Source organism: Paraburkholderia tropica, assembly GCF_014171495.1.
GTDB classification, from domain to species: Bacteria; Pseudomonadota; Gammaproteobacteria; order Burkholderiales; family Burkholderiaceae; genus Paraburkholderia; species Paraburkholderia tropica.
This window is the reverse complement of sequence record NZ_CP049134.1, coordinates 100,072-119,132: the sequence shown is the minus strand read 5'-3', so window position 1 is coordinate 119,132 and position 19,061 is coordinate 100,072. Positions and strand designations below refer to the sequence as shown.

Genomic DNA, 19,061 nt, shown 5'->3' with positions numbered 1-19,061 from the left:
GCCGCGGCGCGGCGAGCAGCCTGCGCGCGCGTTGGCTAAAATCGTCGCCTGGCTTTCAGACAGCTTATTCGCCCGGCCTGGCCGACATCGATCCGGGCCGCCGCCGTCCGCTTTCGCTGATTTCCGCCACCACAGCCGCCGCTTCGCTTATATCCAGCCGCCATCCTTCGCCGGAATTTCCCAGTGTCCAACCACGCCTCCGATCCCGCGCTCGACGCGCAGCCCGCCGCCGTCCATCGCGCCCTGCCCGCCGCCCGGCGTCACCGCGCCCGCATCGCGACGATGGCGCTCTTCTTCGTCGCCGGGATGATGTATGCCTCGTGGGGCGTGCACGTGCCGACCGTGCGCGACAAGTTCCACCTGAACGCGGCCATGCTCTCGTACGCGCTGTTCGCGGTGGCGGGCGGCTCGATTGCCGCGATGACGTCGATCGGCACCTGGATCGCGCGCGTCGGCTCGCGCCGCGCCTGCTTCGCGGGCGGCATCACGATGAGCGTCTGCGGCGCGCTGATCCTCGTCGTGCCGTACTACTGGATGCTGATCGTCGTGCTCGCGGCGTTCGGCATCGGCATGGCCACGCTCGACGTCGCCATGAACGCCGAGGCGAGCGCCGTCGAGGAAGCGGTCGGCAAGCCGATCATGTCGGGGCTGCACGGCATGTTCAGTCTGGGCGGCATGGCCGGCGCGGCGATCGGCGGCGCGCTGCTCGCGCGCGGCATGGCGCCCGCGCTGCATCTGCTGCTCGCTTCGGCACTGGCCGCGCTGGTGCTGGCCGTGTCGTGTCCGGCGGTGCTGCCGCACGTGCCGCATGCCGCGCACGGCGAGCACGCCAAAACCGGCAATCGCTGGCGCACGCCCGCATTGTGGGCGCTCGGCGCGATCGCGCTGATCGCGCTGATCGCCGAAGGCGCGATGTACGACTGGGCGACTGTCTATATGCGCGACGTCGTGCTGTCGACGCCCGCGCTCGCGAGCGCCGCCTACGCCGCGTTCTCGGGCGGCATGGCCGTGGCGCGCTTCGCCGGCGACGCCGTGCGCGCGCGCTTCGGCGCGCCGCAGCTCGTGATGGTGAGCGCGTCGCTCGCCTGCGCGGGGATGATCGGCGCACTGCTGCTGCCGTTCTCGTTCACCGCGCTCACGGGTTTCACGCTGATGGGTCTCGGCCTCGCGAACATGATGCCGGTGCTGTTCGCGGCGGCCGCGCGCGTGAAGGGCATCCACGCGGCCGAAGGGCTCGCGCACGTCGCGGGCATCGCGTACTTCGGGCTGCTGTTCGGGCCGGTGGTGATCGGCGGCATTACGCAGGTGACGAATCTCACCGTGGGCCTGTCGGTAGTCGCGCTGTGCGCCGCGCTGGTGGCGTTCGCCGCGCCGAAGGTGTTGCGGCGGCTGGGCATCTGAGCGAGGCGCCTCGCATCGCCGGTACATCCGGCAGCCTCGGGCAACGCCCAAACAAAAAGCCCGCGAGTCGAAAGACCCGCGGGCTTTTTTCATCGATGCCGATGAACGGCACGTCACGCAGCGCCGCCCGAAGGCCGCGCCGCGCACGCCGCTCTTACATCTTCACCACGTCGAGCAGCGACTTCTTGCCCGACTTGTAGTTGTACAGCGAGATCACGCCGTGCTTGAGGTCGCCCTTCGAGTCGAAGGTCGTCTCGCCGATCACGCCCTTGTAGTCCGTCGTCGGCATCTGCGCGAGGATCTTGGCCGGATCGGTCGAGTTGGCGCGCTTCATCGCGTCGACGATGATGTACACCGCGTCATACGTGAACGGCGCGTAGATCTGGATCGGCTGGCCGAAGCGCTTCTCGTACTTTGCTTCGAACTCCTTGCCAAGCGGCATCTTCTCGAGCGCCATACCGGCTTCCGAGCAGACGATGTTGTCGGTCGCGTCGCCGGCCAGGTCCGAGAGCTTGTCGGTACAGACGCCGTCGCCTGCCAGCACCTTCGCGCGCAGGCCGAGCTGCTTGGCTTGCTTGGCGAACGGGCCGCCGGTGGCGTCCATGCCGCCGTACATGATCGCGTCGGGGTTTTCGCCCTTGATCTTCGTGAGAATTGCGCGGAAGTCCACGGCCTTGTCGTTCGTCGCGTCATGCGACAGCACGTTCATGCCGAGCGCCTTGGCGGTCTTCTCGAATTCGTTCGCGAGGCCCTGGCCATACGCCGTCGAGTCGTCGACGATCGCAACGCTCTTGACCTTCAGCGTCTTCGACGCGAAGTTCGCGAGCGCCGGACCTTGTTGCGCGTCCGTTGCCACCACGCGATACGTGGTCTTGAAGCCCTGTTGCGTGTATGCCGGATTCGTTGCCGACGGCGAGATCTGCACGATGCCCGCATCGCTGTAGATCTTCGAAGCCGGAATCGACGTGCCCGAGTTCAGGTGACCCACGACCGCCACGACCTTGTCGTCGACGAGCTTCTGGGCGACCTGCGTGGCCGTACGCGGGTCAGCCGCGTCGTCCTGCGCGTCGAGTGCGAGCGTGACCTTCTGGCCGCCGATCGTCAGACCCTTCGCGTTGATCTCTTCGACTGCGAGACGCGCGCCGTTTTCGTTGTCTTTGCCCAGGTGAGCGATCCCGCCCGTCAACGGCGCAACGTGGCCAATCTTGACCGTGACGTCGGCGCTCGCCGCCGTTGCAAACGACGCGAACAGCATGGCTGCTGCGCTGATCGGCAACAGCTTGTGAAGCTTGATATTCATGTAAGTCTCCAGTTTCGAACCCAAAAGCAACGTAATCGCCCTGTGCCCCCGCGCCCCGAACGTGTCGCTCCCCGTCGGACGACCACGCAGGATGCATCCTTGATGCACCTGGCCAGTATGGTTTCGAATGCCGTTTGTGACAGCGTTCGCGCACCATACTTGCGCGCAAGTGTAGGTGATCAAATTAATTTGGGGGACTTTTTTCAGATATCGGGGCGAGTACCAATAGGCTTTCACCCGAGCCCCGCGCAAACCCCGCCGGAAGCCCGCTGCGCCTTGCTCTGCAAGGCTTCTACAAGACGTTTGCAATCTTTCGGAAAGCTAAATCCAGGCAGCTCACGACTCTTTTTTGAGATTTTTTGTGAATCAGCCTCGGCGTATTTTTTACTGCTTGACGGCAATCGGTTTTCACGCTGGAACAACCGCCAACGTTTGCGCATTTTCAGCGCGCCGCAATTGAGTTCGGATTCCTCGATAACCGCGCGCCTTTAAAGTCAGCTTTCGTTTAATTGATACCGAGGCTATGAGCGCGTATTCACCGATTCACTCGCTGCGCCTCGGTCATCGGCGAACTGGATGCATCAATTCATGTTGTCCGCGCACGCATCGACCGCGCGAAACGAACGCGCTCGACGCGTGCGAGGCGCGTGTGAGGCACGCTTCGAATAAACGAAAATATTACGATCCGCTTGCGAGCACGACGCACGCTGCAGGCAGGGCGGCGCCTATGGCAAACTGGCTCCCCGTTTTACCGGCCCAGGCCGCACACCCATTCGCGAAGAAGGAGAGCAACGTGAGCGTAACGACTCGATGGATCGACATTCCCGCCGGCAAGGACAGTTTCGGCGCCTATCTCGCCCTGCCCAAAGGCGGCAAGGGTCCCGGCATCGTCATCATCCAGGAGATCTTCGGCGTGAACGGCCATATCCGTGACGTGGTCGAGCAATATGCGCTCGACGGTTACGTCGCGATCGCGCCGGACATCTTCTGGCGCAGCGCCCCGCGCGTCGAACTCGAATACACGGGTGCCGACCGCGACCGCGGCATCGAGCTGATGAAAGCCACCGACTTCAATCTCGTCGTACAGGACATCGCGGCAACCGCCGACACGCTGCGCAAGCTGCCCGAGTGCACGGGCAAGGTCGCGGCCATCGGCTACTGCCTCGGCGGCCGTCTCGCCTATATGGCGGCGGGCAGCGGTTCGGTCGACGCGGCGGTGTCGTACTACGGCGGCGGCATTCACACGCAGCTCGATCTCGCCGACAAGATCAAGCAGCCGATCCTGTTCCACTACGGCGAACTCGATCACGGCATTCCGCTCGATCAGGTCGGCCAGGTGAAGGAGCGCTTCGCGGGCCGCGACAACGCCGACGTCTATATCTACCCGGGCGCCGATCACGGCTTCAACTGCTCGGTGCGCGCGTCGTACAACCAGAACGCGTCGGTGCTCGCGCACGGCCGCACGCTGAGCTTCCTCGCCGAGCATCTCTAAGCGGGTTTCCCGGATCATGGCGATCGCGTCGATCGCCTCGATCGCCTGACAACGGCCATTGCGGCAGAATCGCTGCAATGGCCGTTTTGTTTTTTGGGCGATGCGTTCGCCCGCTGAGCCGCGAGACGGGTCTGAAACTCGCCGCGGCATTCACTCACGACGCCAACAGGGAGCGCGCGCCTTGCAGTCCGACTATCTGGAATACGACGCCATCGGCCTCGCCGAACTCGTGCAGCGCCGCGACGTGAGCCCGCGCGAGTTGCTGGACACCGCCATCGCGCGCGCCGAAGCGGCCAATCCCGCGATCAACGCCATCGTGCTCAAGGATTACGACAGCGCACGCAAACGCGCCCAGCACGTCGCGCCCGACGGCGACGGCTTCGACGCACTCGCGCAAGGGCCGCTCGCGGGCGTGCCCTTTCTCGTCAAGGATCTGGGCGCGGCCGTCGCCGGTTTGCGCATGACGCTCGGCAGCCGTCACTATCGTCATTACATTCCGACCGCCGATGCGCCCGTGGTCCAGCGCATTCGCGCGGCGGGCCTGAACATCTTCGGCAAGACCAGCGCGCCGGAACTCGGGCAGATGCCGTACACCGAGCCCGAGCTGTTCGGCCCGTGCCGCAATCCGTGGAATCTCGATCACACGCCCGGCGGTTCGAGCGGCGGCGCGGCGGCGGCGGTCGCGGCCGGCATCGTGCCGCTCGCGCACGCGTCCGACGGCGGCGGTTCGATCCGCATTCCGGCCGCGTGCTGCGGCCTGTTCGGCTTCAAGCCCTCGCGCGGCAACCAGCCGACCTCGGACCTGCCGCGCCCGCCGGGCGAACTGGGCGTCGATCTCGCGATATCGCGCAGCGTGCGTGACAGCGCGCTGATGCTCGATCTGCTCGCGGGCGATCCTGGCCTCGCGCCCGGCGCGCCGGGCAGCTTTCTCGCGGCCGCGCGCGCGCCGCTCGACGGCGGCAAGCCGCTGACGATCGCCTACATCACCGATCCGCTGTTCGCCGACGCGCTCTCGCCCGACGTGCGCGACGCCCTCGACGACGCCGCGAAGCTGCTGACTTCGCTCGGCCATATCGTCGAGCCGATCGAACTGGGCATGGATTTCACGGCCACGCGCGAAGCCTTTCTGATGATCTGGTCGGTCGTCGCCGAGCAATACGTGCTGAACGCCGACACCATCACCGGCAACAAGCCGCGCCGCCAGGACTTCGAGATCCCGACGTGGGCGATGGCGCACATCGGCCGCAAGTTCGGCGAGCGCGAACTGCCCGCCGCGCTCGCCGAGCAGCAGCGCGTGACGGCGCGCTTCGACGATCTGATGAAACGCTTCGACGTGATGCTGTGCGCGTCGCTCGCGGCGCCGCCCGTGAAGATCGGCGAGCTGAAACCCACGCAGTCGGAGCGCCTGCAGATGCGCGCCGTCACCGCGATGCCGGTCGAAGCGTTGATGAGAAAGCTGCTGACGGAAGCCGCGAACAAGGCGTTCGCGTGGGCGGGCTGCACCGAGATCTTCAATATGACCGGCCAGCCGGCGATGACGGTGCCGCTCGCGTGGAATGCGCGCGGTCTGCCGGTCGGCGTGCAGTTCGCGGCGCGCGAGAATCACGACGCGTTGCTGCTGCGCCTCGCCGCGCAACTGGAGGCGGCGCGGCCGTGGTTCGGCAGGCGTCCGCCTCTGCTGATGGCGCGCGTCTAGACTCGCGCGCCGCTTTCAGGCTCAGTGCGGCTTGTGCCGCGAGAGGCGCTTACGCCTTCTTGTTATACGCGCTGCACCAGCCCTTGCCCGCGACCTGCTTGCCGCCGAACATCGGGCACGGCGCGAACGCGTCGGTGGCCTTGCCCTGGTAGAACGTGCAGTTGCTGCAATCCTGGCCGGCGGCGTACTTCGCGTATTTGGCCTTGTCGACCTTGGCGGCGTCGAGCTTGTAGCCGAGCGCCTGGGACGTGGGATCGGCTTCGGATGCCTTCGGGGCATCGGCGAAGGCCTGGCGCGACAGCGCAACGGTCGTGGCGACGCCAAGGCTCGTGATCAGAAAGCTGCGGCGGGACGATTTCATGGGACTTACTCCAGTATTGTGGGCAACACCGTTCTGACGACGGCGCGCGAGAAGCATAGCAACGATGCCCCACCGCGTGAGCCTGCAATTCCGGAGATAAGAGAAGCGCGTCATCACGACGCGCACGCGCGCTCAACCCGGCCCGGCCATCTCGCAGACGCGCTGCGCAATCGCAAGCGACGCCGTGAGCCCAGGCGACTCGATGCCGAAAAGATTCACGAGCCCGCGCACGCCGTGCGAGGCGCGGCCCTGGATCACGAAGTCGGCGGCCGGCTCGCCCGGTCCCGAGAGTTTCGGACGAATGCCTGCATACGCAGGCTGCAACGCGCCGTCGGGCAGCGCGGGCCAGTAGCTGCGGATCTGCGCGTAGAAACTGTCGGCGCGGCGCGGATCGACGTCGTAATCGATCGACTCGATCCATTCCACGTCGGGACCGAAACGCGCCTGGCCGCCGAGATCGAGCGTGAGATGCACGCCCAGCCCCGCTTCGTTCGGCATCGGATAAATGAGCCGCGAAAACGGCACGCGCCCCGTCACGCTGAAGTAATTGCCGCGCGCCAGATAGAGCGGCGGAATGTGCCGCGGATCGAGTCCGCGAATGCGTTTGGCGAGCCGCGTCGCTTGAAGCCCCGCGCTGTTGACGAGCGAGGCCGCGCGGATTTCGGTCGGCGCGTCGCCGCCCGTGCGGATCACGAAGCCGTTCGCGCTCGCGTCGATCGATTCGACCGGCGATTTGAGCGCGACCACCGCGCCGTCGCGCTCGGCGTCGCCTTGCAGCGCGAGCATCAATTGATGGCTGTCGACGATGCCGGTCTGCGGCGAATACACGGCCGCCACGCATTCGAGCGCCGGTTCGAGCGCGAGCGCCTCCGAGCCGCTGATGCGCGTGAGGTCGAACACGCCGTTTTCCTTGCCGCGCGCGAGGATCGCGTCCAGTTGCGCGATCTGCGCGGGCGCGGTGGCGACCAGCAGCTTGCCGCAGCGCGCGTGCGCGACGTGACGCTCGGCGCAGTAGTCGTACAGCATCTCGCGGCCGCGCACGCAGAGCGTCGCCTTGAGCGAGCCGCGCGGATAGTAGAGGCCCGCGTGAATGACCTCGCTGTTGCGCGAACTGGTGCTGGTGCCGATTGCCTCGGCGGCTTCGAGCACGATCACTTCGCGGCCGCGCGCCGCCAGCGCGCGCGCCACGGCGAGGCCGACCACACCCGCGCCGATCACCACACATTCGATCTGGTCCATGACGCTGCGCTCGCCTCCCGCTCGCTCCGGCATCCTTCAAAAATTGTACGCCGCGCATCGGCAAGCCACCGGCGCGAGTGCGGGCGAAGGCGCGCTGGCGTACACGCATGACGCGCGCGCGCCGGGCGGCTTCGGGACACGATTTTCCCGGGGTCGAATCGATTTAACGCGCACGCGGCGCGAGGCGGCATTACATTTGCTGTAATAGTTTTCTCGCCCTACGCGATGGAAACCGGGCGGGGTTGTCCCCACATCCTGAAAACAAAGGGGTTTTCGTCCTTGCCGCGACGCCGGGCTTCGCCGCGATCCGGCGGCCGCAAACGCGGCGTTTGCGAACCCGGTATAGGATCGATGGTCATAACGAACCCTGCCAAGCATGGAGCCTGTCGAGATGACGTTATGGAAGACCGCCCTGAGCACCGCACTCGTCGCCGCCTGCGCGCTGGCTGCGAGCGCGCGGGCTCAGGAAACCGCACCGCCCGCAGCAGCGTCGATCACGGTGACGAATCCCGCGCCCACGGCTGCATCGGCGGCGGCGGCCGTTGCGGCGTCCGGCACGTCCGCGCCGGCTTCGCCGCTCGCGCCGCAAGGCGTCGTCAACTGGACGCTGGAAGTCGACCGCGACGGCCAGAAGATCGACAGCTTCGAGGGCTCGACCACGGTCGGCCAGGCGCGCACGGACACGCATCACAAGGTGGTCACGCACAACGTGGGCTGCAAGGATCAGCCCGCGGGCAGCATCGACCTGCAACGCACGATCACGGTGTCGCCGCTGCAAGCGAACGCCAGCGCCGCGATTCTCGCCATCGACGCCCAGGAAACGCTGGAGAACCCCGTCGCGCCGAAAACGACCGACGGCTGCAAGCTGCCGCCGCAGCCGCGCCAGGTGAGCGCGAGTCATCCGGGCCTGAACGTGCCCGCCGGCCAGTGGGTGACCTGGACGATCGTCGATCACGATCCCAAGCTCGTCTACCGGGTGCGCGCGAACCTCGCGCCGCCCGCCGCGGGGCCCTGACGGCGCACCGGTCGACCACGAACCGGAGCGCGGCCCACCGGCCGACGCCGTCCACCCCGCGTCAGAACACGTAGCAACACACGCATGCGAAATCTCGAACAACCTCTCATCGACATGGACCCGGCCCACGCCGGGGACTTCGTCGCGGTGAGCTGGAACCTGCACAAGGGCCGCTCACCGCTTGGCTTTCAGGCCTGGCAGGCCATGCGACGATGGGTGCAGTCGACCCACGCCGACGCCTGGTTTCTTCAGGAAGCGATGGCGCGGCGTCTGCCGCAGCCGGTGCTTTCGTCGACCTTCGGCGCGCCGCTCGGCGATCCGCTCGAAGACGTCTGGCAGTGCCAGGCCACCGAAATCGCCCACGCGCTCGAATTGCAGATCGCCCTCGGGCCGAACGTGTTCAAGCCGTCCTGGCGGCACGGCAACGCCATTCTGTCGCCGCATCCGCTCGACCTGGGCGGACGCTGGGACATCTCCGCGCATCGCTTCGAGCGGCGCGGTCTGCTGGTGGCGCGCGCGAGCGTGGCGGGCCAGCAGGTGACGCTGCTGTGCGCGCACCTCGCGCTCACCCGCAGCGCGCGCCTCAAACAGATGCACTGGATCGCCCACTGGATCGCCAAGGAAGCGCCGCAAGGACCGCTCGTGCTTGCGGGCGATTTCAACGACTGGCGCAACGATTCGGTGCCGCTGTTCGCCGAACACGGCCTGCAGGAAGTGGCGACGCTGCTCGGCGAGCCCGCCCGCACCTTCCCGGCGTTCTCGCCCGCGCTCGCGCTCGACAAGATGTTCGTGCGCGGCCTGCAACCCGTCGAACTCATCACGCCGCCGCAGGAAACGGCCTGGCTCTCCGATCACCTTCCTTATATGGCGCGGCTGCGGCTGGAGTGACGCGAGACGGCGGGCTCGCGCGCCGATTTCGCCGATTTTGCCGATTCCGCCGATTTCATCCTTCCCGCCGATGATTCCCACGCCGCGCGAAAACGGCGTCGGAACCGCTGAAAAACGCCCTGGGTCTGCGAAGCAAGCGCGTTAATATGTCGCGTCGCGCGCCTCGATGGCGCGCTTTTCTTGCTCCGAGGCCCGCGTGCATCACCTCGCCACCCTGCTCCAGATCGCCGTCGTCTACCTGTTCGCGCTGATCAGTCCCGGCCCGAACTTCTTTATGGTGACGCAACTCTCGCTCGCCGGACGGCGCGGTCTCGGCATTGCGTCGGCGTTCGGCGTCGGCACGGGCTCGACGCTCTGGGCCGCGCTTGCGATGCTCGGTTTCGCCGCCGTGCTCCAGCACATCGACTGGCTGTATCAGGGCGTGCGCATCGGCGGCGCGCTGTATCTGCTGTGGTTCGGCATCAAGCTGCTGCGCTCGGGCATGCGCCGCGACACGGCATCGCAGAACGCCGCGCCCAGCGCGCCCGTCGAGCCGCTGCCGCCGCCCGACCGCCGCGCGTGGTTCCGCACCTGGCGCGCGGGCTTTCTCACCTGCCTGACCAACCCGAAGTCGTGTGTGTTCTGGACCAGCGTGTTCGCGGCGGTCTTTCCCGCGCATCCGCCGACGTGGTTCTACGGCGCGGCGCTCGCGCTGGTGGCGGCGATGTCGTTCGGCTGGCACGCGGGCCTCGCGCTCCTGTTCGCCGATCAACGCACGCAGCGCGGCTACAAGCGCCTGCGCCGTCCGATCGACGCGTTCTGCGGCACGGCGCTGATCGGCCTCGCCGCCAAGCTCGCCGCCGACCGCTGACCTTTGACCGCTGACCTTTGACCTTTGACCGCCGACCTTTGCCCGATGAAGCCCGCTCGGCGTCTGCTGAAACCCGCCGATGTCTGCTGAGGCATCCTGAGCAGTTTCAAGCGTTGTTCGCGCGCCGCGAAACTGCCCCGCCGTCAGGGTCAATGGTGCGGCCTGTCAGACGATCCGGTATTATCTGGGGCGAACATTCGCAGGCGCGCCTCGTTCGCGACGCGCGCCGCTCGCGGCAAGCACGCCCGCTCCCTGGTGGAACGGGCAGGACGGCCGGATTCGAGTCGCTCTGAGCGAAATCGAATCGAAATCGGGCTGAACCGGACGCAATCGGGGCCGCATGCGGCCCGGAGCACAAAGTCCGGCACGGCCCGGCCGGCGCCAGCCGTTTTCCGCCGATCGGCAGCCAGCGCTACCCGTCACGCCAGCCGCGTACGGGCGCCAGCACGATGCCTCGGCCCACGCGAGCTTCCCTCCCCTTGCAGCGCGGCGCCGCCCATGAGGCGCGCACGCGGTAAAATGGCGGATTGCGCCTCGTTCGCATCGAGGCTGCGGGCTCGCAGCGGCACGGTCAGCGCCTGCAAAGCCACGTAGCCACCGGATGTCAGAGCCGCGCGCCGCGCATCGTCATACCGGGCCAGTCATGCATCGTCATGCGGCCGGAAGGAACGCCCCGTCCGGCGGACCTCGTTTCGCATCATCAGGAACCATGAGCAAACACACCGAAGAAACCGTTCTGAGCGTCCATCACTGGACCGACACGCTTTTCAGCTTCACCTGCACGCGCGACCAGGCCCTGCGTTTCGACAACGGCCAGTTCACGATGGTCGGCCTCGAAGTGGACGGCAAGCCGCTGATGCGCGCCTATTCGCTGGCGAGCGCGAACTACGAGGAACACCTCGAATTCCTGAGCATCAAGGTGCCGGACGGCCCGCTCACGTCGCGCCTGCAGCATCTGAAAGTCGGCGACAAGGTGCTGATCGGCAAGAAGCCCGTCGGTACGCTGGTGGCCGACAACCTGCTGCCCGGCAAAGTGCTGTGGATGCTGTCGACCGGCACGGGCCTCGCGCCGTTCATGTCGATCATCAAGGATCCGGACATTTACGACCGCTTCGACAAGATCGTCCTCACGCACACCTGCCGTTTCGTCGATGAACTCGCGTACAAGGAATTCATCACCGAAGAACTGCGCGAGCACGAATACCTGGGCGAGATCGTCCGCGAAAAGCTGGTCTACTACCCGACCGTCACGCGCGAAGTGTTCGACAACCGCGGCCGTATCACCGAACTGATCGACACCGGCAAGCTGTTCGCCGACCTCGACCTGCCGGCGTTCACGCCCGAGCGCGACCGCATCATGCTCTGCGGCAGCACGCACATGCTGCGCGACACGGTCGAACTGCTCGAAAAGGCCGGCCTCAAGGAAGGCAGCAACAACGAGCCGGGTCACTATGTGATCGAAAAGGCATTCGTCGGCTGATTTCCTCGCCGGCGGCGGCGAAAAGCCGCAGCACGCCACGCCCAAAAAACCGGAGCCCCGCGCTCCGGTTTTTTTTCGCGGTATGCACGCAACAACAACACGCATAAACTGCCCGGACAGTTACATTTTTCGCCGATTTCGCGTAGCTTCTTTGTCAGTGTTTTTCTGACAGAAATCGAGAAGACGCACGCGAGCCGAACTTCAAGCCGGCTCTCAGGTTTCGCCGCTAAAGCCTTTCCCGACTGTATCTTTTCTTATTTTGGGATATTATCGCGGCGCAACATCGGCCATTTCGGAATGCCTGGCAGAGTCTCGGTCAGGTTGTTACCGGATGTAAATTTCGTTACGCTGCGCCGAGCGAATTCGGGGTCCCGCTTTCCGACGCGGAAAGGCCACCGATTCAGCCGGCGCGGAGCCAGGAACCAGGCGGGACCGGTTCCTCAACGGGGGAAGGATGGATACGTCGACTTACGCCGCGGGCAACGCGCGCGCGCCTGGCGCTGATGCGTCCGCGGCGCGCGCCAGCCATGCGGGCGGCGGCCTCTCCTTGCTGGCCAACGCCGATGGCGCACGCGCCGCGCTCGACGCCATCGCGCGCGTGCAGCGGCAGATCGTCGCGGCCGGCGCCGCACGCGTGGACGCCGACGAGGCCGCGCGCCATCGCCTCGCCCGCGAGCTGCACGACAGCGTGGGCGCCGAACTGGCCGCGACCCGTTTCGCCATCGCCAACGTCTACACCTGGCTGCCCGCCGATGCCCCGCCGCAATGCGCCGACGCGCTCGCGCTGGTCGCCCGCTCGCTCGACGCCGCCGCCACTGCCGTGCGCCACGTGCTCGACGGCCTGCACGCACCCGAACTGGACGCGGGCCTCGCGCCGGCGCTCAAGCGCTGGACGCGCGGCTTCGCGTCGCGCACCGGCCTGAGCGCGCAATTCACCGGCGGCACCTGCGACGCACGCCTCGCGGCGCTGCCCGGCGAAGCCGCGCTGGCCGTGTTCCGCGTCGCGCAGGAAGCGCTCACCAACGTCGCGCGCCACGCCCAGGCGACGCGCGTCGAAGTCCGTCTCGACAGCACCGAGCGCGAGCTGATCCTCACCGTCGTCGACGACGGCGTGGGCCTGTCGCGCGAAGCCGCCCGCCGCGTGAAGCGCCAGAGCCGCCAGCAGGACGCGTCGCTCGCGTTCGTACACGACGACGCCGCCGGCGCCACGGGCCGCAGCTACTACGGCGTCTCCGGCATGCGCGAGCGCTGCGCCGCATTCGGCGGCACGCTGCGCGCAGCGACCGCGCAACCGGGCCAGGCCCGCCCCGGCACGAACGTCGAAGCGCGCTTCCTCTGGGACACGCTCTGCGCCGACACCGCCCCGTCTTCTCTTCCGAACTCCGCTCAGGACGCCCGCTCATGACCCTGCGCATCCTGCTCGTCGACGATCACGCCGTGGTGCGCCAGGGCGTGCGCCAGTTGCTGCTCGACCGCGGCATCGCCTGCGAAGTGATCGAAGCCCAGACCGGCAGCGAGGCGCTCGTCGCGCTCGCGCGCCACGCCTGCGACGTGGTCCTGCTCGACATCTCGCTGCCCGACATGAGCGGCATCGAGGTGCTCAAACGCGCGAAGAAAAAGGCGCCGCGCGTGCCGGTGCTGATGTTCTCGATGTATCGCGAGGATCAATACGCGGTGCGCGCGCTGAAGGCCGGCGCGTCGGGCTATCTGTCCAAGACCGTGGACGCCGCGCAGATGACGGCCGCGATCCAGCAGGTCGCGAGCGGCCGCAAGTATGTGAGCCCGGCGATGGCCGAGGCGCTCGCCGATTACGTGCTGGTCGACGCCGAGCAGCTGCCGCACGAAAAGCTCTCCGACCGCGAATACCAGACGCTGTGCATGCTCGCCTCGGGCAAGCGCCTCACCGACATCGCGCACACGCTCTCGCTCTCCGTGAAGACGGTGAGCGTCTACCGCACGCGCCTGCTCGAAAAGATGAAGCTCAACAACAACGCAGAGCTGACCTTCTACGCGATGAGCAACCAGCTCGTCGATCTCGCGCCCACCGCGAGCTTCTGAGCGGCGCGGATTCGCGCCCGGACGGGCGGTGGCGTGCGGCGTCCTCTTGCCGCAGCCGGCTGCGCGCCGTCGCGCCGCACGCCTGCACGCCCGGCGCATGCAAGCGTGCGCCGTCCCACTCAGGCAACCTTCTCGCCATAAGCCCTTGATCCGGAAATGATTTCGCCGATTCGCGAAACGCCCGGCAAGGATCGCGCGCAGCCGCGCCCGTTTGCGGCGGAATCGACTGCGCCTTGCGGCGGCTTCCGACCCGATTGAGCCGGTTCCGACACGGCGATCGGATAAAATTGCAGGTTTCCCCGACATACGGCACGCAGGCGCGATCCCATCCGATCGGCGCCTCGCGCGTTCTACCTGGAGTTCCCCGCCAAATGTCCCTCTTTCGCAAGAAGAACGTCGAAAACATGCTGAAGGCGAGCGCGCAGGGCGCCGGCCTGAAGAAGGCTCTCGGCGCTCTGGACCTCACTTTCCTCGGTATCGGCGCGATCATCGGCACCGGCATTTTCGTGCTGACCGGCACCGGCGCCGTGCAGGCCGGCCCCGCGCTGATGGTCTCGTTCCTGATCGCCGCCGTGGCCTGCTGCTTCGCGGCGCTGTCGTACGCCGAATTCGCCTCGACGATCCCGGTCGCCGGCTCGATCTACACCTATTCGTACGCCACGCTCGGCGAACTGATCGCGTGGATCATCGGCTGGGATCTGATGCTCGAATACGGCCTCGCCAGCTCGGCGGTCTCGGTCGGCTGGTCGGGTTATCTGCAATCGCTGCTCGGCGGCTTCGGCGTGCATCTGCCCGCCGCGCTCACGGCCGCGCCGGGCGCGGTGCCGGGCGTGCACACGCTGTTCAACCTGCCCGCCTTCCTCGTGATGATGGGCATCACGGCGCTGCTCGCGATCGGCGTGCGCGAATCCACGCGCATCAACAACATCATGGTCGCGATCAAGGTCACGGTCGTGCTGCTCGTGATCGCCGTGGGCGCGTTCCACGTCAAGCCCGAGAACTGGCATCCGTTCATGCCCAACGGCTGGAACGGCGTGTTCGGCGCGGCGGCGGTGATGTTCTTCGCCTTCATCGGCTTCGATGCGGTCTCGTCCGCCGCCGAGGAAGTCAAGAATCCGAAGCGCGATCTGCCCGCCGGCATCATCGCCTCGCTCGCCGTCTGCGCGGTGCTCTACGTGGCGGTCGCGGCCGTGGTCACGGGCATCGTGCCGTCGGCGCAGTTCGCCAACATCGGCCATCCGGTGTCGTACGCGCTGCAGGTCGCGGGCCAGCCGTGGGTCGCGGGCTTCATCGACCTCGGCGCCGTGCTCGGCATGCTCACCGTGATTCTGGTGATGAGCTACGGCCAGACCCGCATCATCTACGCGATGTCGCGCGACGGCCTGCTGCCCGCGAAGCTCTCGAAGGTGCATCCGCGCTTCGCCACGCCGTTCTTCACGACCTGGCTCGTGGGCATCTTCTTCGGCCTGATCGGCGCGCTCGTGCCGCTCAACGTGCTCGCCGAGCTGATCAACATCGGCACGCTCGCGGCGTTCTCGATGGTGTCGATCGCCGTGCTCGTGCTGCGCAAGACGCACCCGCATCTGCCGCGCGCGTTCCGCTGCCCCGGCGTGCCGGTGGTGCCGGTCCTCGCCGTGGCGTCGTGCCTGTTCCTGATGCTGAACCTCGCGCGCGTGACGTGGATCGCGTTCATCGTCTGGCTGGTGATCGGCATGGCGATTTACTTCGGCTACTCGCGCCGCCATTCGCGCCTCGCGCATCAGCCGCACGAGCAGTAAGCGCCCGACATTCCCGGCGCGCTTTCGCTGCGCTGCAACGGCCCGTTCCGGCCTGTCCGGACGGGCCGTTTTTCATGCGCGCGCCCGGCATGGCCGCAGTGCAAAAAACGCCTGAAACACGTACAAAAACGCTGAAAAACGCCGCTTATGGCGAGTAAAAGCCCGCGCAGCGTAAATCGGCAAAGTGTGCTTTACTGTGCCGAGCATCATCGCGGCAGCCGGAAGAACGGCAATACAGCAGCACGGCATCGGTAATTCAGCAGCACGCATTCCACGCACTGAACAGCACAGCACCAGCCGGACCCTCGTCCCCGCTTTCGCCCTCGCTTTTGTCCTCGTCGCGCGCGCCCAATCCGCGCCGCGGCATGCGCCGTCTTCCGATTCGGACGCGCGCCGGACGAAAGATCGCAGGCGGCATCTCGGGGCAAGTGGTGAACGCGGGCCAGGCCGGTCCCTGATCCTCACCGAGTGTGGTACCCGGGCGCGATGCGCGCGCGTCGCTCCGGGCGACAGGAGACAGCCCATGGCGATCAGCCTCAGCCTCACGGTCAACGGCCAGCCCGTGACCGCCGAGATCGAACCTCACACGCTTCTGGTCCAGTTTCTGCGCGAGCAGCGGCGCCTCACCGGCACGCACGTCGGCTGCGACACGGCCCAATGCGGCGCGTGCACCGTGCATCTGAACGGCCGCGCGATCAAATCGTGCAACACGCTCGCCGTGCAGTGCGACGGCATGAACGTGACGACGATCGAAGGCCTCGCCGCCAACGGCGCGATGCATCCGATGCAGGCCGCTTTCCGCGACTGCCACGGCCTGCAATGCGGCTTCTGCACGCCCGGCATGGTGATGAGCGCGGTGGCGCTCGCGCACGCGTGTCCGGGCCTGACCGAAGCGGACGTGCGCGCGAACCTCGACGGCAATCTGTGCCGCTGTACGGGCTATCACAACATCGTGAAGGCCGTGCTCCAGGGCGCCGAAGCCATGCAGGCCGCGGAGCAGCCCGCCGCGCAACCCGCCACCGCTTCGGCGGCGTGACGAGGGAGGCCGCCATGAACGCACCCGACTCCCAGCCGCGCATGATCGGCGCCTCGGTGAAGCGCAAGGAAGACTATCGCTTCCTCACCGGCGCGGGCCAGTACACCGACGACGTCGTCCTTCCCCAGCAAACTTACGCCGTGTTCGTGCGCTCGCCGCACGCGCACGCGCGCATCCGCAGCATCGACACCGCCGCCGCCAAAGCCGCGCCCGGCGTGGTGGCCGTGTTCACCGGCGCCGACGTGGCCGCCGCGGGCGTGGGCGGCCTGCCGTGCGGCTGGCTGATCCACAGCATCGACGGCTCGCCGATGCACGAACCGCCGCATCCCGTGATCGCGCACGAGAAAGCGCTGCATGTGGGCGACCAGGTCGCGCTCGTGATCGCCGAATCGTGGAAGCAAGCGAAGGACGCCGCCGAACTCGTCGAGGTCGATTACGAGGAACTGCCGGCCGCCGCGGACACCGCCCGCGCCGCCGACGACGGCCAGCCGCTCGTGCACGACGGCGTGCCGAACAACACCTGCTACACGTGGGGCCACGGCGACAAGGCCGCCACCGACGCCGCCTTCGCGCAGGCCGCGCACGTCACCACGCTCGACATCGTCAACAACCGGCTGGTGCCGAACGCGATCGAGCCGCGCGCCGTGAACGCGAGCTACGCGCAGCACGACGACAGCTACACGGTCTACGTGTCGAACCAGAACCCGCACGTCGAGCGTTTGCTGATGGCGGCGTTCGTGCTCGGGCTGCCGGAAACGAAGCTGCGCATCGTCGCGCCCGACGTGGGCGGCGGCTTCGGCTCGAAGATCTTCCTCTACGCCGAGGACGTGGCGCTCACATGGGCCTCGAAGCAGATCCGCCGTCCGGTGAAATGGACCGCCGAACGCAGCGAATCCTTCGTCTCCGACGCGCACGGCCGCGATCACGTGACGAAGGCCGAACTCGCGCTCGACAAGGACGGCAAGTTCCTCGCCATGCGCGTGCACACCACGGCGAACATGGGCGCGTATCTCTCGACGTTCGCGTCGAGCGTGCCGACCATCCTCTACGCCACGCTGCTCGCGGGCCAGTACGCCACGCCCGCGATCTACGCCGAGGTGAAGGCCGTGTTCACGAACACCGTGCCCGTCGATGCCTATCGCGGCGCGGGCCGACCCGAAGCGACCTACGTGGTCGAGCGGCTGGTCGAAACCGCCGCGCGCGAGATGCGGATCGATCCCGCCGAGATCCGCCGCCGCAACTTCATCACGCAGTTTCCGTACGCCACGCCCGTCGGCCTCACCTACGACACCGGCGACTACGAAGCCTGTCTCTCTCGCGCGCTGGAACTCGCCGACGTGAAGGGCTTCCCCGCGCGGCGCGACGCGTCGAAGGCGCGCGGCATGCTGCGCGGCCTCGGCTACTCGTGCTACATCGAGGCGTGCGGCCTCGCGCCGTCGAACATCGCGGGCGCGCTCGGCGCGCGCGCGGGCCTGTTCGAAGCGGGCGAGATCCGCGTGAATCCCACCGGCTCGGTGACGGTGTTCACCGGCTCGCACAGCCACGGCCAGGGTCACGAAACGACCTTCGCGCAGGTGGTCTCCGACCGCCTCGGCGTGCCGATCGAGCAGATCGACATCGTGCACGGCGACACCGCGCGCATTCCGTTCGGCATGGGCACGTATGGCTCGCGCTCGATCGCCGTGGGCGGCTCGGCGATCATGAAGGCGCTCGACAAGATCGAGGCGAAGGCGAAGAAGATCGCGGCGCACATGCTCGAAGCGGGCGTGGAAGACATCGAGTTCGCCGACGGCGTGTTCCGCGTCGCGGGCACCGACCGCAGCAAGACCTTCGCGGAAATCTCGCTCGCCGCTTACGTGCCGCACAACTATCCGCTCGAAACGCTCGAACCGGGCCTCGACGAAAGCGCCTTCTACGACCCGACCAACTTCACCTATCCGTCGGGCGCCTATCTCTGCGAAGTGGAGATCGATCCCGACACCGGCGAGACGCGCATCCAGCGCTTCACCGCCGTCGACGATTTCGGCAACGTCATCAATCCGATGATCGTCGAAGGCCAGGTGCACGGCGGACTCGGCCAGGGCATCGGCCAGGCGATGCTCGAGCGCTGCGTCTACGACACCGAAAGCGGCCAGTTGCTCTCCGGCTCGTACATGGACTACGCGATGCCGCACGCGAGCGACGTGCCCTCGTTCAACGTGGAAACCGCGAAAGGGACGCCCTGCACGCACAATCCGCTCGGCGTGAAGGGCTGCGGCGAGGCGGGCGCGATCGGCTCGCCGCCCGCCGTCATCAACGCGATTCTCGACGCGCTCGCGCCGCTCGGCGTGAAGGACTTGCAGATGCCCGCGACGCCGCATCGCGTGTGGCAGGCGATGCAGGCCGCTTCGTTGTCCGCTTCGTCGTCCGCTTCGTCATCCACGGCGCAATCGTCATCGCAATCCACGTCGCAGCAACCTTGAGCGGA

Annotated in this window: 16 protein-coding genes; 12 read left to right on the top strand and 4 right to left on the bottom strand. The window is 67.1% G+C overall.

Going from position 1 to position 19,061, the window contains the following annotated elements; all coding sequences use genetic code 11:
• Positions 1–183: 183 nt before the first annotated feature.
• Positions 184–1,401: an MFS transporter gene (locus G5S35_RS00535; protein ID WP_074982953.1), complete on the top strand. Its 1,218-nt coding sequence runs from the start codon at positions 184–186 to the stop codon at positions 1,399–1,401.
• A 154-nt stretch (positions 1,402–1,555) separates the two neighbouring features.
• On the opposite strand, the gene G5S35_RS00530 is transcribed toward G5S35_RS00535, so the two are convergent.
• Positions 1,556–2,701: a branched-chain amino acid ABC transporter substrate-binding protein gene (locus G5S35_RS00530; protein ID WP_065061947.1), complete on the bottom strand. Its 1,146-nt coding sequence runs from the start codon at positions 2,699–2,701 to the stop codon at positions 1,556–1,558.
• Positions 2,702–2,934: 233 nt separating this feature from the next.
• Positions 2,935–3,141 carry a hypothetical protein gene (locus G5S35_RS00525; RefSeq protein ID WP_146229907.1) on the bottom strand — a complete coding sequence of 69 codons (207 nt, stop codon included), beginning with the start codon at positions 3,139–3,141 and terminating at the stop codon, positions 2,935–2,937.
• Positions 3,142–3,494: 353 nt separating this feature from the next.
• On the opposite strand from G5S35_RS00525, the gene G5S35_RS00520 reads away from it, so the two are divergent.
• Together G5S35_RS00520 and G5S35_RS00515 are read left to right on the top strand one after the other, a co-directional pair.
• Positions 3,495–4,193: a dienelactone hydrolase family protein gene (locus G5S35_RS00520; protein ID WP_065061945.1), complete on the top strand. Its 699-nt coding sequence runs from the start codon at positions 3,495–3,497 to the stop codon at positions 4,191–4,193.
• 181 nt (positions 4,194–4,374) lie between these two features.
• On the top strand, positions 4,375–5,889 hold the full coding sequence (locus tag G5S35_RS00515) for an amidase (protein ID WP_074982952.1): 1,515 nt from the start codon (positions 4,375–4,377) through the stop codon (positions 5,887–5,889).
• 49 nt (positions 5,890–5,938) lie between these two features.
• On the opposite strand, the gene G5S35_RS00510 is transcribed toward G5S35_RS00515, so the two are convergent.
• Positions 5,939–6,250: a high-potential iron-sulfur protein gene (locus G5S35_RS00510; protein ID WP_065061941.1), complete on the bottom strand. Its 312-nt coding sequence runs from the start codon at positions 6,248–6,250 to the stop codon at positions 5,939–5,941.
• Between the two features lie 132 nt (positions 6,251–6,382).
• On the bottom strand, positions 6,383–7,489 hold the full coding sequence (locus G5S35_RS00505; RefSeq protein ID WP_065061939.1) for an NAD(P)/FAD-dependent oxidoreductase: 1,107 nt from the start codon (positions 7,487–7,489) through the stop codon (positions 6,383–6,385).
• Between the two features lie 391 nt (positions 7,490–7,880).
• On the opposite strand from G5S35_RS00505, the gene G5S35_RS00500 reads away from it, so the two are divergent.
• The 9 genes from G5S35_RS00500 to G5S35_RS00460 all read left to right on the top strand — a co-directional run bounded on the left by G5S35_RS00500 (position 7,881) and on the right by G5S35_RS00460 (position 19,056).
• Positions 7,881–8,504, top strand: coding sequence for a hypothetical protein (locus tag G5S35_RS00500; RefSeq protein ID WP_231957658.1), 624 nt, complete (start codon positions 7,881–7,883; stop codon positions 8,502–8,504).
• A gap of 84 nt (positions 8,505–8,588) precedes the next feature.
• Complete coding sequence (locus G5S35_RS00495) at positions 8,589–9,392, top strand: endonuclease/exonuclease/phosphatase family protein (RefSeq protein WP_065061937.1); 804 nt, start codon at positions 8,589–8,591, stop codon at positions 9,390–9,392.
• Positions 9,393–9,588: 196 nt separating this feature from the next.
• Positions 9,589–10,242: a LysE family translocator gene (locus G5S35_RS00490; RefSeq protein ID WP_065062291.1), complete on the top strand. Its 654-nt coding sequence runs from the start codon at positions 9,589–9,591 to the stop codon at positions 10,240–10,242.
• Between the two features lie 709 nt (positions 10,243–10,951).
• Entirely contained in the window at positions 10,952–11,722 is a 771-nt protein-coding gene (locus G5S35_RS00485; protein ID WP_065061935.1) for a ferredoxin--NADP reductase, read from the top strand.
• Positions 11,723–12,176: 454 nt separating this feature from the next.
• Positions 12,177–13,127, top strand: a complete 951-nt coding sequence (locus tag G5S35_RS00480) for a sensor histidine kinase (RefSeq protein WP_065061933.1) — start codon at positions 12,177–12,179, stop codon at positions 13,125–13,127.
• Positions 13,124–13,780 carry a response regulator transcription factor RqpR gene (gene rqpR / locus G5S35_RS00475; RefSeq protein ID WP_065061931.1) on the top strand — a complete coding sequence of 219 codons (657 nt, stop codon included), beginning with the start codon at positions 13,124–13,126 and terminating at the stop codon, positions 13,778–13,780. Before G5S35_RS00480 ends, rqpR begins: the two co-directional genes overlap by 4 nt.
• A 371-nt stretch (positions 13,781–14,151) precedes the next feature.
• Entirely contained in the window at positions 14,152–15,558 is a 1,407-nt protein-coding gene (locus tag G5S35_RS00470) for a branched-chain amino acid transporter BcaP (protein WP_065061929.1), read from the top strand.
• Positions 15,559–16,081: 523 nt separating this feature from the next.
• On the top strand, positions 16,082–16,594 hold the full coding sequence (locus G5S35_RS00465; protein WP_074982950.1) for a (2Fe-2S)-binding protein: 513 nt from the start codon (positions 16,082–16,084) through the stop codon (positions 16,592–16,594).
• Between the two features lie 14 nt (positions 16,595–16,608).
• A complete protein-coding gene (locus tag G5S35_RS00460) occupies positions 16,609–19,056 on the top strand; it encodes a xanthine dehydrogenase family protein molybdopterin-binding subunit (protein ID WP_074982949.1) in 2,448 nt (815 codons plus the stop codon).
• The last annotated feature ends 5 nt before the right edge of the window (positions 19,057–19,061 follow it).

Excerpts from the sequence above, each read along its gene's own strand:
- G5S35_RS00530 (WP_065061947.1), bottom strand. The coding sequence starts at position 2,701 with ATGAATATCAAGCTTCACAAGCTGTTGCCGATCAGCGCAGCAGCCATG.
- G5S35_RS00525 (WP_146229907.1), bottom strand. The coding sequence starts at position 3,141 with ATGCGCAAACGTTGGCGGTTGTTCCAGCGTGAAAACCGATTGCCGTCA.
- G5S35_RS00510 (WP_065061941.1), bottom strand. The coding sequence starts at position 6,250 with ATGAAATCGTCCCGCCGCAGCTTTCTGATCACGAGCCTTGGCGTCGCC.
- G5S35_RS00505 (WP_065061939.1), bottom strand. The coding sequence starts at position 7,489 with ATGGACCAGATCGAATGTGTGGTGATCGGCGCGGGTGTGGTCGGCCTC.
- G5S35_RS00500 (WP_231957658.1), top strand. The coding sequence starts at position 7,881 with ATGACGTTATGGAAGACCGCCCTGAGCACCGCACTCGTCGCCGCCTGC.
- G5S35_RS00495 (WP_065061937.1), top strand. The coding sequence starts at position 8,589 with ATGCGAAATCTCGAACAACCTCTCATCGACATGGACCCGGCCCACGCC.
- G5S35_RS00485 (WP_065061935.1), top strand. The coding sequence starts at position 10,952 with ATGAGCAAACACACCGAAGAAACCGTTCTGAGCGTCCATCACTGGACC.
- G5S35_RS00480 (WP_065061933.1), top strand. The coding sequence starts at position 12,177 with ATGGATACGTCGACTTACGCCGCGGGCAACGCGCGCGCGCCTGGCGCT.
- rqpR (WP_065061931.1), top strand. The coding sequence starts at position 13,124 with ATGACCCTGCGCATCCTGCTCGTCGACGATCACGCCGTGGTGCGCCAG.
- G5S35_RS00470 (WP_065061929.1), top strand. The coding sequence starts at position 14,152 with ATGTCCCTCTTTCGCAAGAAGAACGTCGAAAACATGCTGAAGGCGAGC.
- G5S35_RS00465 (WP_074982950.1), top strand. The coding sequence starts at position 16,082 with ATGGCGATCAGCCTCAGCCTCACGGTCAACGGCCAGCCCGTGACCGCC.
- G5S35_RS00460 (WP_074982949.1), top strand. The coding sequence starts at position 16,609 with ATGAACGCACCCGACTCCCAGCCGCGCATGATCGGCGCCTCGGTGAAG.